Source organism: Nonomuraea rhizosphaerae (assembly GCF_019396405.1).
Taxonomy (GTDB): Bacteria; Actinomycetota; Actinomycetes; order Streptosporangiales; family Streptosporangiaceae; genus Nonomuraea; species Nonomuraea rhizosphaerae.
Window position 1 is genome coordinate 1 of record NZ_JAHKRL010000526.1, and the last position, 14,813, is coordinate 14,813.

Genomic DNA, 14,813 nt, shown 5'->3' on the forward strand with positions numbered 1-14,813 from the left:
CCGGGCGGGGGGGGAGCCGCCCCCGTTCAGCTGCGGCGTCCGGTCCACCGCCGCGAGCACGCGGCCGCGCAGCTCGGCGGGCGGCGGTTCGGCGACGGCCAGGGCCAGCCGGGCGGCCGTCTCACGCAGGCGCCGCACCTCGGCGGCGCAGGCGGCGCAGTCCCGCAGGTGCTTCTCGAACAACGCCCCGTCGCTGTCCGGCAGCGCGTGCACGGCATAGGCGCCGGAGAGGGTGTGGAGCTCATGGCTCATTTCGCACTCCACGTGGTCGGGGGGGCTCACGTCTTACTGTCTTTACTTCGGTGTCTCCGGCGTGTCGGATGGCGGGAGGTTTGTGCATTTCTCCGCAGTGGCATCATTTCAATGGGTGATGAGTTATGTCGTGTGTGATCGCGGGCGGCGGCCCGGCGGGCGCGGTGCTCGCACTCCTGCTGGCCAGGGCGGGCGTCGAGGTGACGTTGCTGGAGAAGCACGCCGACTTCCTGCGCGACTTCCGGGGTGACACGATCCACCCTTCGACGTTGCAGGTGCTCGACGAGCTGGGGCTGACGGAGGAGCTGCTGAAGCTGCCGCACCGCAAGACGTACGGGTTCACGCTGCTGACCGACGACGGCCGGGTCCAGATGGCGGACCTGCACGGGCTGCCCGGCAAGTACGACTACATCGCGTTCGTCCCCCAGTGGGACTTCCTCAAGATCGTCACGTCGGCCGCCGAGCGCTACCCCACGTTCCGGCTGCTGATGAACGCCGAGGCGTACGGGCTGATCCGCGAGGGCGACACGTGCAAGGGCCTGCGCTACCGCGACGCGTCCGGCGAGCACGAGATCAGGGCCGCGCTGACCGTGGCCGCCGACGGCCGCGGCTCGGTGCTGCGCGCGGCGGCCGGTCTGGTGCCGCAGGAGCTGGGCGCGCCGATGGACGTGCTGTGGTTCCGGCTGCCGCGCGAGGAGAGCGACCTGGACGAGCCGTTCCTGCGGGTCTCGGCCGGCAACATCATGGTCGGCATCAACAGGGTCACCTACTGGCAGCTCGCGTACGTCATCCACAAGGGCGGCCACGACCGGCTCGTCCAGGAGGGCATCGGCACGTTCCGGGAGACGGTGGCGCGGCTGCTGCCGTTCCTGGAGGACCGCGTCGGGCAGATCGCCGGCTACGACGACCTCAGCACGCTGACCGTGGCGCTCAACCGGCTGCGCCGCTGGCACCGGCCCGGCTTCCTGGCGATCGGGGACGCGGCGCACGCCATGTCGCCGGTGTTCGGCGTCGGCATCAACCTGGCGGTGCAGGACGCGGTCGCCACCGCGAACCTGCTCGCCGGGCGACTGCGGGCCGGCGGACCCGTCCCCGAACAGGACCTGCACCGGCTGGAGCGGCGGCGCCTGCTGCCCACGCGGGTCACGCAGGCCGCGCAGCGGCTGGCGCAGGACCGGCTCATCGGCCCCGCGCTCGACAGCACGGGCCGAGCGCCCGGCATCCCGGTCAGGATGATCGGAAGTCCGCTGGTCAGGCCGCTGATCCGCCGTTTCCTGGGGCTGGGCGTGCGCCCGGAGCACGTACGGACGCCAGTGCACTGATCTCCCCGCCACGTTCCACGTCCAAGTGCGTTCTCACAACGTGGACATCGGGGTCGGTGGCGGGCTCGCCGGTGGCTTACCCTCATATCTCGTGAGCGCACTGAGCAATCCCACGGATCTTGATTCCTGGCGAGCCCTGCCCGCGGCCCAGCAGCCCGACTGGCCCGACCGCGGCGAGCTCGAGAAGGTCGTCGCCGAACTCGGCGGCCTGCCCCCACTCGTCTTCGCCGGCGAGTGCGACCAGCTCAAGGAGCAACTGGCCGCCGTCGCCCGGGGCGAGGCGTTCGTGCTGCAGGGCGGTGACTGCGCCGAGACGTTCGCCGGGGCCACCGCCGACAATGTGCGCAACAAGCTCAAGACGCTGCTGCAGATGGCCATCGTGCTGACCTACGCGGCCAAGGTGCCGGTCGTCAAGATCGGCCGGGTGGCCGGCCAGTTCGCCAAGCCGCGCTCCAAGGGCACCGAGACGCGCGACGGCCTGGAGCTGCCCGCCTACCGGGGCGACATGGTCAACGGGTTCGCGTTCACCGCCGAGTCGCGCCGGCCTGACCCGTGGCGGCTGCTCAAGGCGTACCACTCCTCGGCCGTGACGCTCAACCTGGCCCGCGCGTTCACCAAGGGCGGCTACGCCGACCTGCGCCAGGTGCACGCGTGGAACCAGGACTTCGTCGCCGAGTCGCCCGCGGGCCGCCGCTACGAGCAGCTGGCCAGGGAGATCGACCAGGCGCTGGCGTTCATGCGGGCCTGCGGGGCCGACCCGGAGGAGTTCCACACGGTCGAGTTCTACTCCTCCCACGAGGCGCTGATCCTCGACTACGACCGGGCGCTCACGCGCATCGACTCGCGCACCGGCCAGCCGTACGACGTGTCGGCGCACATGGTCTGGATCGGCGAGCGCACCCGCCAGATGGACGGCGCGCACGTCGAGTTCTTCTCCCGCATCCGCAACCCGATCGGCGTCAAGCTGGGCCCGACCACCACGCCGGCCGAGGCGCTGGAGCTGGTGGAGAAGCTCAACCCGCAGAACGAGCCGGGCCGGCTCACGTTCATCACCCGGATGGGCGCCTCCAGGATCCGCGACCTGCTGCCGTCGCTGGTCAAGGAGGTCACCGCGGGGGGCGCGCAGGTCGCCTGGATCTGCGACCCGATGCACGGCAACACGTTCGAGGCCTCGGGCGGCCACAAGACGCGGCGCCTCGACGACGTGCTCGACGAGGTGACGGGCTTCTTCGAGGTGCACCGCGCGCTGGGCACGCACCCGGGCGGCATCCACATCGAGTTCACCGGCGACGACGTGACCGAGTGCGTGGGCGGCGGCCACGAGATCGCCGAGGGCGACCTGGCGCTGCGTTACGAGACGGCCTGCGACCCGCGGCTCAACCGCGGCCAGTCACTCGACTTGGCGTTCCGCGTGGCGGAGCTCTACCGTTCGATCTGACTGACGTACGAGCCGGCGGCGGCCCCGGTGCTGAGCCGGGGCTGCTTCGTTCTTCGGGAGACAGTGTGGACGTGGCTCCGGACGGCATCGACCCGACCGTGCCGAACGTGGCCAGGATGTACGACTACTACCTGGACGGCAAGGACAACTTCACCGTCGACCGGGCCGCGGCCGACCGGGTGCTGAGGATCCATCCTGACGCCAAGGACGCCGCCAGGGCGAACCGGGCGTTCCTGCGCCGGGCGGTGCGGCACGTGGTCGACTCGGGCGTGCGGCAGGTCGTGGACCTGGGCGCGGGCCTGCCCACGCAGGGCAACACGCACGAGATCGCGCCCGAGGCGCGGGTCGTCTACGTCGACTACGACCCGATCGTGTGCGCGCACGGTCGGGCGCTGCTGGCCAGGGGCGCCAACGTCGACTTCGTCGAGGCCGACATCCGCCGTCCCGGGCCGCTGCTCGGCACGCTGGGCGAGATCGTCGACCTCACCGAGCCGGTGGCGTTCCTGCTGACGGCCGTGCTGCACTTCGTCCCGGACAGGCCCGCGTTCGGGCTGGTGGACGCGCTGCGCAAGGCGGGGCCGGCCGGCAGCATGCTGGTGATCAGCCACGCCGTGGACGCCGAGTCCCACTCGGCGTCGCCGGCGCTGAAGGTGTACGCGCGGGCGACGGCGACGCTGCGGCTGCGCACGCGCGAGGAGATCATCCGCTTCTTCGACGGGTACGAGCTGGCCGCGCCGGGGCTGACGTTCCCGCACGACTGGCGGCCCGGCGCGGACGCGCAGACGGTGACCACCATCGGGTACGCCGGGGTCGGCCGCAAGCCGTGACGGCCGGTCACCCGCGCGCCTTGGGAAAACACGAAAGCGCCCTGGGGAAACACGAAAGCCCCGCCAGGTGGGGCGGGGCTCCGGTGCGGGTGGCCGTCAGTTCTGCTCGGCGTTCTTCAGCTCGTCGCTGAGCTCAGTCCTGATCGCGTCCATGTCGAGCGCGCGGACCTGGCTGATCAGGTCCTCGAGCGCCGGCTCCGGGATCGCGCCGGGCTGGGCGTAGACCACGATGCCGTCGCGGATCGCCATGAGCGTGGGGATCGAGCTGATGTCGAAGCCCTGGGCCAGCGCCTGCTGGGCGTCAGTGTCGATCTTGCCGAAGGTGATGTCCTCGTGCTTCTCGGACGCCTTGTCGAAGATCGGGCCGAACATCCGGCACGGACCGCACCACTCGGCCCAGAAGTCGAGCAGGACGATGCCCTTGTCGGCGATGTCGTTGAAGTTCTTCTCGGTTACTTCGATGGTCGCCACAAGTGGCTCCTCGTATCGTCGTGTCAGTCGGTGTCATCCGCGGTCGTACCCGGTTCAACCACATACCCCTCACCAGCATTCCATGCCCTCAGGGCGCCGAGGACACGGAATGCGGGCCAGGGCGGGGATGGCGCTCAGTGCCCGGACAGGGTGAGTCCGAGGACGAGGGGGTCGTGGTCGGAGGAGCGGAAGGCGTCCGGCTTGTACAGCGACGGAGGGTTGAACTCCAGGTTGTAGTCGAGGATGCGGGGCTCGTCGGAGTTGATGTGCCAGATCGTGGCGCTGGTGAGCCGCTTGAGCAGCGACCTGCTCACCATCGCGTGGTCCAGCTCGCCGGCCAGCCCGTCGAACAGGTAGCTGTAGCGCAGCGGCGCCGGCACGAACCTCTTGGTCGCGCTGGTCAGGCCGCCCGCCTCCAGCGTGTCGATCGGGTCCTCCTCGCCGTAGGCGTTGAGGTCGCCGATCACGAGCGGGCTGGGCAGGTCCTTGACCAGCGTGAGCAGGGCCTTGGCCTGGTTGACGCGGGTGGCGTTCCAGCAGCTCTGGCCGTCGCCCTGGTCGGCGTCGGGGCCGTCGGCCGGGCAGGTGCCCTTGGACTTGAGGTGGTTGACCACCATGGTGAACGGCTGCCCGCCCTTGACCCTTCGGAAGGTCTGGATCAGCGGCGGCCGGCTGAACACCGGGTCCTGGGATGCCTGCGGGGCGCCGACGGGCGTCAGCTTGGCGGGCTTGTAGATCAGCCCGACCTGGATGGCGTCCGTGCCGGGGAACGGGTGCGCGAGCGCCGCGTACGTACCGGCTCCGACCTGGGCGTTCACCGCGTCCACGAGGGCCTGGAGGGCGGTCTGGCCGTTGTTCTCGACCTCCATCAGCGCGACCGCGTCCGCGTTGATGCCCTTCAGCGCCGAGACGAGCTTGGCGAGCTGGCGCTGCTGCTCCTCGGCGGTGGTGGCGCCGCGCGAGCCGAGGGTGGTGAACCAGTTCAGGGTGTTGAACGAGGCCAGCCTGACGTTGCCGACGACCGGGAACGGCCTGGGCAGGCGCGGGTTGGTGTTATGGAACCTGATCGGCTTGGTGGGCTGCAGCCGGTAGGAGTTGAAGCCGTACCCGAGCACGCCGGTGATGCCCGTGGCCGTGTCGCCGGTCCGGACGATCGGCGGGATGGCCGGCGGGTTCTCCCGGCTGGAGCCGTCGTCGAGGAGCAGTCGGCGGCGGGCGTTCAGCGCCGGGTCCACGCCGGGCCGGTCGGTCTGCTGGAAGAGCCGCCCGCCGGAGGAGACCGCGACCTCGCCGAAGCGGCCCAGGTTGAAGTGCTCGGTGACGGTCAGCGGCTGCGGGAAGGTCAGCAGCATGTTCTCGACGGGCTCCAGCCCGTCGCTGGGCAGCTTGTACGGCCGCGCCGCCACGGTGCCGGTGCCGCAGACGTCCACGGCGCTCACCGGCGACAGCTCGGTCCAGCCGTTGAACTCCGTCGCCCGGCCCGTCACGAGCACCCGGTCGCCCACGGACACGTCCTTGAAGGTGTCACGGGCGAACGCGAACAGCCCTTCGGAGGTCTTCGGGTCGGCGTCCGGGCTGGGGTCCTGGAGGAAGAAGCCGCTGAGCTGGTCGGTGCGCTGGAAGTCACCGGTGACGATGCCTTCGACGCGTACGGTCTGCCCGGCCAGCGGCGTGGCGTCACCGCTGCCCTGAACCTGCGCGATCCGCTGGGTGGGCGGTGTGTCACAAGGGGTGGCCGGGGCCGCGAGTGCCGGGGTGGCATTCATGGGCAAGGTGACCACCGCGAACGCGGCTACAAGAGCTAGGGATAAAGCGCGCATAACGCGAACTTTAGAGCCAATTGTGGGCGCATATTTCCACATAAAAGTGGATAGAACATTAAATCATTGAACCTTGACATCGGTCCTCGCGGGTATGACCAGTGCATGGACTGGGTCACCTGCGCGCATTCGGCTGCCTGCAAGGGTATCGCTCGCCAGCCGTACGGATACTGCCTGGCGCATCTGCAACCGGAGGAACTGGCCGAGACGCTCGGGGCGATGATCCCCGGCCGTCTGCTGGACCTGCGGGGCACCCTCATCGACGGCGACCTGCTCGGCAGGGTCGTCGAGGCGACGAACGGCAGGCCCGGCCGGACCAGGCTGGAGCGGGCCACGTTCACCGGCGACGTGCGGCTGTCGGGCGTCACGTTCACCGGCGACGTGTCGCTCGACGGCGCCCGCTTCGAGCGGCTGGCCTCCTTCTTCGGCGCCCGCTTCGAGGGCAACGTCTCCCTGGCCGGGGCCTCGTTCGCGCGCGAGCTGTCGTTCCACGGCGTGCGGGTGCGCGGGCACCTGTCGCTGGACCGGGCGGTGATGGCGCGGGACGCGCTGTTCAGCCAGGCGGTCTTCGGGCACGGGCTGTCGTGCGAGCGGGCCAGGTTCGACGGGTACGCCACGTTCGACGACGCCTCGCTAGGCGACGGCGCGAGCTTCCGGGGCGCCCGGTTCGGCAGGACGCTGTCGTTCCGGAAGGTCACCGGCGGCGCGGGGTTCGACGCGGCGCACTTCGCGGCCGACGCCTACCTGTCGGCCACGGGCCGCTTCTCCGCCTCGCGGGCCCGCGCCGACGGCACGCTCGACGTGGTCGTCGGCGACTGCCAGGTCAACCTGCGGCGCATGGAGGTGGCCGGCGGGACGACGATCCGGCTCACCGACTCGCAGGCCGACCTGGAGGGCGCGGTGCTGCGCGGCCCTTCGACGGTGACGGGACGCGGCCGGTCCACGCTGACCTCGCTGCGGCACGTGGACGCCGCCGACCTGGCGCTGTTCGGGCTGGATCTGTCGGGCTGCCGGTTCGCCGGGCTGACCCGACCGGCGGCCGTGCGGGTGCGCAACTGCACGTTCGCCCTGACGCCGCGCGGGGTGCGGGTGAGCCTGCGCTGGCCGATGCTGCGGTGGTTCTCGCGGCGCAGCGCGCTGGCCGACGAGCACACGATGCGCGGCTGGGACCCGCCCCCTGACGGGCAGTTCGCCGGGCAGTTCGCCGGGCCGTCCGGCCCTGACGGCTTTTCCGCGCCTGACGGGCTGGCGGCGCTCTACGCCGGGTTACGCGACCACGTGGACGACCACGGGACCTCGGCCGATTTCGCGTTCGCGGCGATGGAGATGCAGCGGCAGGCCACCCACCGGTGGTGGCTGTCGGTGTCGTGGCTGCTGTGGGGCTACGGGATGCGGTTAGGCCGGGCGGCGGCCTGGTTCGGGCTGCTGGTGGCGCTCACGGTGGGGGCGCTGTTCTGGACCTCCACATCGCACGCCGATCCGCGGGCGGATCCGCCGGCCGTGCATCGGTAGGCGCCCCTGGGCCACCGCACCGCCCCCTTCGGCCCGTACGAGCCGAGGGCTCCAGGACGAGAGAAGGAAGCCGCGCGGCGGCGCAGAAGTGCGGGGTTCACAGGGTGGCGAGGACGCCGGCGATGGCGGCGAAGTGGCGCGAGCGCCAGCCGCCGCCCATGATCCGACGCGCCATCTGCTGCATGGCGTCGTCGGGGTCGAAGCCCTCGTGGTCGAGGAAGAGCCGGGTCCCCCTGCCCTCGCCTTCGAGCCGCCAGGTGACGGTCCAGTCGGCGTTCCTGCCGTCGCTCCAGCTGATCCTGAGCAGCTTCTCCGGCTCCAGCTCCAGCACCTGGCAGTGGACCACGCCCTCGAACCCGGTCGACTCGACGGGCTTGGTGGTGAAGGTGAAGCGGTGCCCCACCACCGCCTGGAAGTCGTTGGGCATGAGCCAGCGCGCCACCAGCTCCGGCTCGGTCAGCGCCCGCCACACCTTCGCCGGCGGGTGCGCCAGGAACTGGTCCAGCCGGATCGCGCGCTTGTCCTCCGGGTCAGGCATCTTCCTCGTCCTCCATCTCGTCGAGCAGGTCGCTCAGGCCGCCGATCCGGTCCCGCCAGAACCGCTCGTACGGGCTGAGCCAGTCACGGATCTCCATCAGCGGCGCCGCCTCCAGCCGGTAGAGCCGTTCCCTGCCCCGGCGGGTCTCGGCCACCAGGCCCGCGTCCTTGAGCACCTTCAGGTGCTCGGAGACGCTGGGGCGGCTCATGTCGAAGCGCTCGGCCAGCCGCCCGGCGGGCTGAACGCCCTCGTCGAGCAGCAGCCGCAGCAGCTCGCGCCTGGCCGGGCTGGCCAGCGCGGTGAACACGTGGTCGGCCGTCATGCCGGGCCGGTCACCGGGCGGCCGCTGTGCCGGCCCCTGTGCCGGCCCCTGTGCTGGCCGCTGTGCTGGCCCTTGCGCTGACCACGAAGCCGTTCCCGTCGGGGTCCCGGAACAGCAGCTGGCGGCCCCACGGCTCGTCGGTGGGCCCCTCGCAGGCGACGTCGTGCTCGCGCAGCCGGGCGGCCAGCGCGTCGAGGTCGGGCGCGGCGACCACCAGGCCGCCGACGGGCGCCATGTCGGGGAACCAGGAGGCCAGCAGCAGCGCGGTGCCCTCGCCCTTGGGCGCGACGGTGAGCCAGCGGCCCATCGGGAACGGGTTGTCGGTGCGGACCTCGAGGTCCAGGACCCCGGCGTAGAAGGCGAGCGCCCTCTCCTGGTCCCGCACGGGCAACGTCACGGTCGTGACAGCGGAGATGTACATGTCAGCCACTATATGTAGGATTTTCCCTACATATCAAGACTTCAGGGTAAACCCTGATTCCGGACCGCGAACGCCGTTCGTAGGATGGTGGCATGCTCATCGACGACTACGTGTCCGAGCTGGACAGGGCCCTGGCCGGGCCCAGCGGGGCCAAGCGCGACCTGGTCGTCGAGGCGCGCGACAGCCTGGCGGACGCCGCCGACGCGCTGGAGTCCGACGGCCTGGCCAGGGCCGAGGCCGAGCGGCTGGCGGTGCGCGAGTTCGGCCCGATCACCGACATCGCGCCCGGCTACCAGCGTGAGCTGACCGCCATGGCGGGGCGGCGGCTGGGCCTGCTGCTGCTCATCACCGTGCCGGTGGCCGCGCTCGCCTGGTCGATGATCTGGCGTTTCTACCCCACCGACTCCGTGTCGTGGGCGAACCGGCCCGACTGGTACTCCCCCGTGTCGCGGGCGCTCGACCTCCTGCAACTGGCCGTCGGCCTGTACGGCGGGCTGTGCGTGTTCGCGCTCGGCCGGGGGACGCGGTGGATCCGCCGCCCGCAGCTCGTCACCCGGTGGCTGGGCATCGTCGTCTGGCTGGCGCTGCCGGTGACCTGGGGCCTGAGCCTGCTGCTCACGACCGGCGCCGACCTGCCGCTGAACCCCAGCGTCTTCCTGCCCGGCATGCTGGCGAACCTCATGTCGGCCGCCTTCTGGGGGCTGCAGCTCTACGGCGCCACCCGCTGCATCCGCGTCACCCGGACCGCCTGACCCACCCGCCCGATCCGCCTGCCTGACCCCCGCCTGCCCGGCCTTCAGCCGCCCGCCTCCGGCTGCTTGGCGCGCGGCTGCAGGACGCCGCCGATCACGTTCGCGAACTCGGCCCACGCCGACCGCTCCCCCTCCAGCTGCTTGCGGCCCGAGTCGGTCAGGCGGTAGGTGCGCCGCTTGCGCCCGCCGACCGTGGCCCACTCGCTGGTCAGGTGACCGATCCGCTCCAGCCTGCGCAGCGCCGGGTAGACGGTGCCCGTCGGCACGTTGAGCGCGCCGCCGCTGCGCTCCTGCAGGGCCTCGATGATGGCGTAGCCGTGCAGCGGCTCGTACTCCACCACGGAGAGCAGCAGGGCGTCCATGTGGCCGCGCAGCGCGTCGGGGTTCATGACACCGATCCTAGATAACCCTTCATTGCATAGCCAGACTACATGTAGGCTCTCTATATGTAGGCTGTCTACAACGACGAAGGGAGTCGGCGCGATGGAGGCGCTGGAACTGGCTCGGTTACAGTTCGCGGTGACGGGGGGTCTGCACTTCCTGTTCGTGGTCCTCACGCTGGGGCTGGCGCCCCTGGTGGCGATCATGCACACCCGGCAGGCGCTGGCCGGCGGGCCGCTGCGCGAGCGGATGACCCGCTTCTGGGGTCAGATCTACGTGGTCAACTACGCGCTCGGGATCGTGACCGGGCTCGTGATGGAGTTCCAGTTCGGGCTCTCCTGGAGCGGGCTGTCGCACTACGCGGGTGACGTCTTCGGCGCGCCGCTGGCCATGGAGACGCTGGTGGCGTTCTTCCTGGAGTCGACGTTCCTGGGCCTGTGGATCTTCGGCTGGGGCCGGCTGCCGAAGTGGGCGCACGTGGCGTGCATCTGGCTCGTGACGCTCACCGCGTACGCCAGCGCGTTCTTCATCATGGCGGCCAACTCCTTCCTGCAGAACCCCGCCGGAGCCGTCGAGAGCGGCGGCCGGCTGCGGCTCGTCGACTTCGGCGCGCTGCTGACGAACAAGGCGCTGGTCTTCTCCTTCCCGCACGTCATCGGGGCCGGGCTGTTCACCGGGGCGATGGTGCTGGCCGGGGCCAGCGCCTACCAGCTGCGCCGCCGTACCTCGGAGGTGGAGTTCTTCAGCAGGTCGCTGCGCACGGGCGTCGTCGTGGCCGCGATCGGCATCTTCCTGACGGTCGGCTTCGGCTACGCGCAGTTCTCCGGGGTGCAGGAGGGCAAGCTCAGCCAGGCCGGCCTGCCGTTCGCCGTCATGGTCGAGAGCGGGAACCTGCTGATGCTGCTCGTGCTGTTCGTGATGCTGCCGATGATCCGCGTGCTGCCGCGCTGGCGGTGGACGCACCCGGTGCTCATGGTGCTGACGCCGGTGCCGTTCGTGCTGGCGATCATGGGCTGGCTGGTCCGGGAGATGGGGCGGCAGCCGTGGATGATCTGGGGCAAGCTCACCGTCGCCGACGCCATGACGCCGGGCCTCACCACGTCGATGATCACCGGCTCCCTGGTGGGGTTCGCGGCCGTGCTCGGGCTGCTGGCGGTCGTCGACTACGTCCTCATCGCCCGGGTGGTCCGGCGCGGGCCGCGTGACCTGGACCTGGGCTCCGTGCGCGAGCCCGCGCTCACCTACTAGGACCTGCTGGGAGTCGTGTCATGGAGCTGATCTGGTTCGCCGTCTTCTCGCTGCTGCTGGCCGGGTACTTCGCGCTGGAGGGCTTCGACCTGGGCGTGGGGCTGCTGCTGCCGGTGCTCGGCAGGTCGGCCGCCACCCGTGACCGCATGGTGGCGGCGATGGCACCGTACGTGCTGGCCAACGAGGTGTGGCTGGTGGCCGTCGCCGGGACGCTCTTCGGCGTCTACCCGGCGCTGGAGCACGAGGTGCTCTTCGGGCTGTATCCGGTGGTGGTGGCCATGCTGCTGTCGTGGGTCGTTCGGGACGCGGGGCTGTGGTTCCGCCGCCGGGCGGGCGGGGCGAGATGGCGGGGGTTCTGGGACCTGATGATCGCGCTCGGGTCGCTGGGGCTGTCGTTCGGCTGGGGAACGGCCCTGTACGGGGTCGTCACCGGCTCCTGGCTGAGCCCGCCGGGCCTGATGCTGGGGGTGCTGGTGACGCTGCTGTTCGCCTTCCACGGCTGGACGTTCCTGGCCTGGCGCTCGCCGGGGCTGGCCGGGGTGACCCGCTCCGGGCGGGCGCTGGCGATCTCCGGCGGCGCGGCCGCGCTCCCCGCCGCCGGCGTGCTGCTGGGCTCGATGCCGTACCTGCTGGACCACTCCGCGCCGGCTGCCACACTGGGTGTGCTCAGTGTCATCGCGCTGCCGTTCGCTCCTGTGGTCGTCGCCGCGCAAGTATGGGTATGGCGCACTTTCCGGCCAGGCAAGGACGCCGTCCGGATCCCGTCGTTCTTTTGAGGGCTCGTGCACAAGGATCTCCTGCGGCTCATGCGGGCCGAGCGGTCGGTGCGGCGCCACCTGGCCGTCACCTTCGCGGCGGCGGTCGTCGCCGGGCTGCTCGTGCTCGTGCAGGCGGAGCTGCTGGCCGGGGTGCTGTCAGGGCGCTTCACGGCCGTGGCGCTGACCGGCGTGGCCGCCGTGGTGGCCGTACGCGCGCTGCTGGCCTGGGCCCAGGGCGTGTTCGCCGGGCGCACCGCCACCGGCGTCAAGTCGGCGCTGCGCCACCGGCTGCTGGCCCGGCTGCAGGAGCTCGGCCCCGCGCGGCTGGCCGGCCACGGCTCGGGAGAGCTGGTCACGCTCACCGGGCGCGGCCTCGACGGGCTCGACGCGTACCTGACCGGGTACCTGCCCTCGATCGCCGTCGCCGCGGTGGTGCCCGTCGCGGTGCTGGTCCGGCTGTTCGCCGCCGACCTGGCCAGCGCGGTGATCGTGCTGGTCACGCTGCCGCTCATCCCGGTCTTCGGCGCGCTGGTGGGGCTGACCACCAAGGCGGTCACCGAGCGGCAGTTCCGGGCGCTGTCGCAGCTCGGCGGGCACTTCCTGGACGTCGTACGCGGGCTGCCCACGCTGCGCGCCTTCGGCCGGGCCCGCTACCAGGCCACCGTCATCCAGCAGGTGGCGGACACGCACCGCGCGGCCACCATGCGGACGCTGCGGGTGGCGTTCCTGTCGTCGCTGGTGCTGGAGCTGTGCGCGTCGCTGTCGCTGGCGCTGGTGGCGGTGCCGATCGGGCTGCGGCTGCTCGGCGGGTCGCTGGACCTGAGCACGGCGCTGCTGGTGCTGCTGCTGGCGCCGGAGGCGTACCTGCCGCTGCGGGCGATGGGGACGCGCTTCCACGCCTCGATGGAGGGGGTGGCGGCGGCGGACGCGGCCTTCGCCGTCCTGGACGCGGACGCCGACGCCGACGCGGTTACTCACGCCGACGCGGTTGCTCACGCCGACGCGGTCACTCATGGCGACGCGGTCGCCGGCATGGCGGGAGCGACACCCGGCGGGACGGCGGCGCCGCTGATCCGGCTGGAGGGCGTCACCGTGCGCTACCCCGGCCGCGACGACCCCGCGCTGGAGGACGTCACGCTCACCATCGAGCCCGGCGAGCGCGTGGCGCTGGTCGGCGAGAGCGGCGGCGGCAAGAGCACGCTGCTCAACCTCATCCTCGGCTTCCTGCAACCGTCGGCCGGCCGGGTCCTCGTCGACGGCGCCGACCTGCGCGACCTCGACCTCGACGCCTGGCGCGCCCGGCTGGCGTTCGTGCCGCAGCGGCCGCACCTGTTCGCCACCACGGTGGCGGACAACATCCGCCTCGGCGACCCGTCGGCCTCGCCGGAGCGCGTCCGGCAGGCCGCCCGCGCCGCCCACGCCGACGACTTCGTCAGCGCGCTGCCCGGCGGCTACGACACGGCGATCGGCGAACGCGGCGCGAACCTGTCGGCCGGCCAGCGGCAACGCGTCGCCCTGGCCCGGGCGTTCTGCCGCCCGGACACGTCGGTCCTGCTGCTGGACGAGCCCACGGCCCGGCTCGACGGCCGCAGCGAGGCGGCGGTGGTCGCGGCCACGGCCGGCCTGGCCGAGGGCCGTACGGCGATCATCGTGGCGCACCGGCCGGCCATGATCGACCTGGCCGACCGCGTCGTGCGCGTCCACGAGGGCCGCGTGATCGCCGACACCCCGGCCGCCCGCCGCCCCCTCACCCCGGCGGCCGGCGGACCGGCCGCGCCCTCGACCGACACGCCATCGACAGCCGCCCCCTCAACGGACACGCCGCCGACAGCCGCGCCCTCGACGGCCGCGCCCTCGGGAGGAGAGCGATGAACCGCCGGATGGGGGCCCGCCTCGCCTGGGCCGTGCTGGCCGGGGCCGCGGCCGACCTCGCCGGCCTCGGCCTGATCGCGGCCGCCGCCTGGCTGATCACCCGCGCCGCCGAGCAGCCGCCGCTGGCCGCGCTGAGCGTGGCAATCGTGGCGACCAGGGCGTTCGCGACGGGCAAGGGCGTCTTCCGCTACGCCGAGCGGCTCACCGGCCACGACGTCGCGCTGCGCGCCCAGGCGGGCACCCGCGAAGACCTGTACAAGGCGCTCATCCCGCCGCGCCGGCCCCGGGAGGGCGGCGCAGACCTGCTCAGCCGGATGGTGGACGACACCGAGGCCGTGCAGGACCTCCTGGTGCGCTGCCTGCTGCCCGCCACCGCCGCCGCCCTGGCCGGGCTCGCGGCCGTCATCATCGGCCTCACGCTGCTGCCCGTCGCGGCGCTGGTGCTGGTGGCGGGCCTGGTCGTGGCGGGCGTCCTGCTGCCCGCCGGCACGGCCGCGGCCGCCCGCCGCTGGTCGGCCAGGATCGCCCCGGCCAGGGCGGCGCTGGCCGGGCGGGTCGCCGACCTGGTGCACGGCTCGGCCGACCTGGCCGCGTACGGCGCCGAGTCCCGCGCCCTGGACGACGCCCTGGCCGCCGACGAGGCCCTCGCCGCGCTCGAACGCCGCCAGGCCCGCGTCCACGCCGCCGCCCTGGCCGGCGGCACCCTCGTACAGGGGCTGACCGTGGCGGCGATCGTCCTGCTCGCGCAGGGCGCGGGCGCCGACCGGGTGGCGACGGCGGTGCTCGCGCTGACCGCGCTGGTCGCCTTCGAGCCGGTGCTGCCGCTGGCGGCGGCGGGCGAGCGCCTGGCGGGCGTCATGGCGGCGGTGCGCCCCCTCC

Annotated in this window: 16 protein-coding genes; 9 read left to right on the plus strand and 7 right to left on the minus strand. The window is 72.2% G+C overall.

The genetic code is table 11. The annotated features are described in order from the left end of the window. On the minus strand, positions 1-252 hold a 252-nt coding region (locus tag KME77_RS27270), incomplete at its 3' end, for an RskA family anti-sigma factor (protein ID WP_443679679.1). Between the two features lie 125 nt (positions 253-377). Here KME77_RS27270 and KME77_RS27275 point away from each other — a divergent pair. From KME77_RS27275 to KME77_RS27285, 3 genes are all read left to right on the plus strand, one after another. Continuing rightward, the gene (locus tag KME77_RS27275) at positions 378-1,574 is read left to right on the plus strand and encodes an FAD-dependent oxidoreductase (RefSeq protein WP_219471805.1); all 1,197 of its coding nucleotides are present in this window, start codon (positions 378-380) and stop codon (positions 1,572-1,574) included. Between the two features lie 91 nt (positions 1,575-1,665). Beyond that, the gene (locus KME77_RS27280) at positions 1,666-3,012 is read left to right on the plus strand and encodes a class II 3-deoxy-7-phosphoheptulonate synthase (protein ID WP_219471806.1); all 1,347 of its coding nucleotides are present in this window, start codon (positions 1,666-1,668) and stop codon (positions 3,010-3,012) included. Positions 3,013-3,077: 65 nt separating this feature from the next. Then, positions 3,078-3,839, plus strand: a complete 762-nt coding sequence (locus tag KME77_RS27285; RefSeq protein ID WP_308250930.1) for an SAM-dependent methyltransferase — start codon at positions 3,078-3,080, stop codon at positions 3,837-3,839. Positions 3,840-3,935: 96 nt separating this feature from the next. Here KME77_RS27285 and trxA read toward each other — a convergent pair whose 3' ends face one another. Both trxA and KME77_RS27295 read right to left on the minus strand, forming a co-directional pair. Next, positions 3,936-4,310 carry a thioredoxin gene (gene trxA, locus KME77_RS27290; RefSeq protein ID WP_219471807.1) on the minus strand — a complete coding sequence of 125 codons (375 nt, stop codon included), beginning with the start codon at positions 4,308-4,310 and terminating at the stop codon, positions 3,936-3,938. Positions 4,311-4,444: 134 nt separating this feature from the next. Beyond that, entirely contained in the window at positions 4,445-6,076 is a 1,632-nt protein-coding gene (locus KME77_RS27295; RefSeq protein WP_246610838.1) for an ExeM/NucH family extracellular endonuclease, read from the minus strand. A 159-nt stretch (positions 6,077-6,235) separates the two neighbouring features. On the opposite strand from KME77_RS27295, the gene KME77_RS27300 reads away from it, so the two are divergent. Continuing rightward, positions 6,236-7,642 carry a pentapeptide repeat-containing protein gene (locus KME77_RS27300; RefSeq protein ID WP_219471809.1) on the plus strand — a complete coding sequence of 469 codons (1,407 nt, stop codon included), beginning with the start codon at positions 6,236-6,238 and terminating at the stop codon, positions 7,640-7,642. 97 nt (positions 7,643-7,739) lie between these two features. Here the strand turns inward: KME77_RS27300 and KME77_RS27305 are convergent, their stop codons facing one another. From KME77_RS27305 to KME77_RS27315, 3 genes are read right to left on the minus strand one after another with little or no spacing between them, the layout of a single operon-like run. Further along, positions 7,740-8,180, minus strand: a complete 441-nt coding sequence (locus tag KME77_RS27305) for an SRPBCC family protein (RefSeq protein ID WP_219471810.1) — start codon at positions 8,178-8,180, stop codon at positions 7,740-7,742. Then, complete coding sequence (locus tag KME77_RS27310) at positions 8,173-8,502, minus strand: ArsR/SmtB family transcription factor (RefSeq protein ID WP_219471811.1); 330 nt, start codon at positions 8,500-8,502, stop codon at positions 8,173-8,175. Before KME77_RS27310 ends, KME77_RS27305 begins: the two co-directional genes overlap by 8 nt. A 10-nt stretch (positions 8,503-8,512) precedes the next feature. Continuing rightward, positions 8,513-8,923 (minus strand): VOC family protein, encoded by a 411-nt coding sequence (locus KME77_RS27315; protein WP_219471812.1) that lies wholly within the window; start codon positions 8,921-8,923, stop codon positions 8,513-8,515. 92 nt (positions 8,924-9,015) lie between these two features. Between KME77_RS27315 and KME77_RS27320 the strand changes: the two genes are divergently transcribed. Continuing rightward, complete coding sequence (locus KME77_RS27320; protein WP_219471813.1) at positions 9,016-9,675, plus strand: permease prefix domain 1-containing protein; 660 nt, start codon at positions 9,016-9,018, stop codon at positions 9,673-9,675. A gap of 44 nt (positions 9,676-9,719) precedes the next feature. Here KME77_RS27320 and KME77_RS27325 read toward each other — a convergent pair whose 3' ends face one another. Then, positions 9,720-10,064 (minus strand): PadR family transcriptional regulator, encoded by a 345-nt coding sequence (locus tag KME77_RS27325; protein WP_219471814.1) that lies wholly within the window; start codon positions 10,062-10,064, stop codon positions 9,720-9,722. A 94-nt stretch (positions 10,065-10,158) separates the two neighbouring features. Here KME77_RS27325 and KME77_RS27330 point away from each other — a divergent pair, with 94 nt between their 5' ends. The 4 genes from KME77_RS27330 to KME77_RS27345 form a co-directional block, all read left to right on the plus strand. After that, positions 10,159-11,304: a cytochrome ubiquinol oxidase subunit I gene (locus tag KME77_RS27330; protein WP_219471815.1), complete on the plus strand. Its 1,146-nt coding sequence runs from the start codon at positions 10,159-10,161 to the stop codon at positions 11,302-11,304. Positions 11,305-11,324: 20 nt separating this feature from the next. Then, on the plus strand, positions 11,325-12,080 hold the full coding sequence (locus tag KME77_RS27335) for a cytochrome d ubiquinol oxidase subunit II (RefSeq protein ID WP_219471816.1): 756 nt from the start codon (positions 11,325-11,327) through the stop codon (positions 12,078-12,080). A 6-nt stretch (positions 12,081-12,086) separates the two neighbouring features. Then, entirely contained in the window at positions 12,087-13,934 is a 1,848-nt protein-coding gene (cydD, locus tag KME77_RS27340) for a thiol reductant ABC exporter subunit CydD (RefSeq protein ID WP_219471817.1), read from the plus strand. Continuing rightward, positions 13,931-14,813: ABC transporter domain-containing protein (locus KME77_RS27345; protein ID WP_504739340.1), on the plus strand; the 883-nt coding region annotated here is incomplete at its 3' end. The genes cydD and KME77_RS27345, both read left to right, overlap by 4 nt.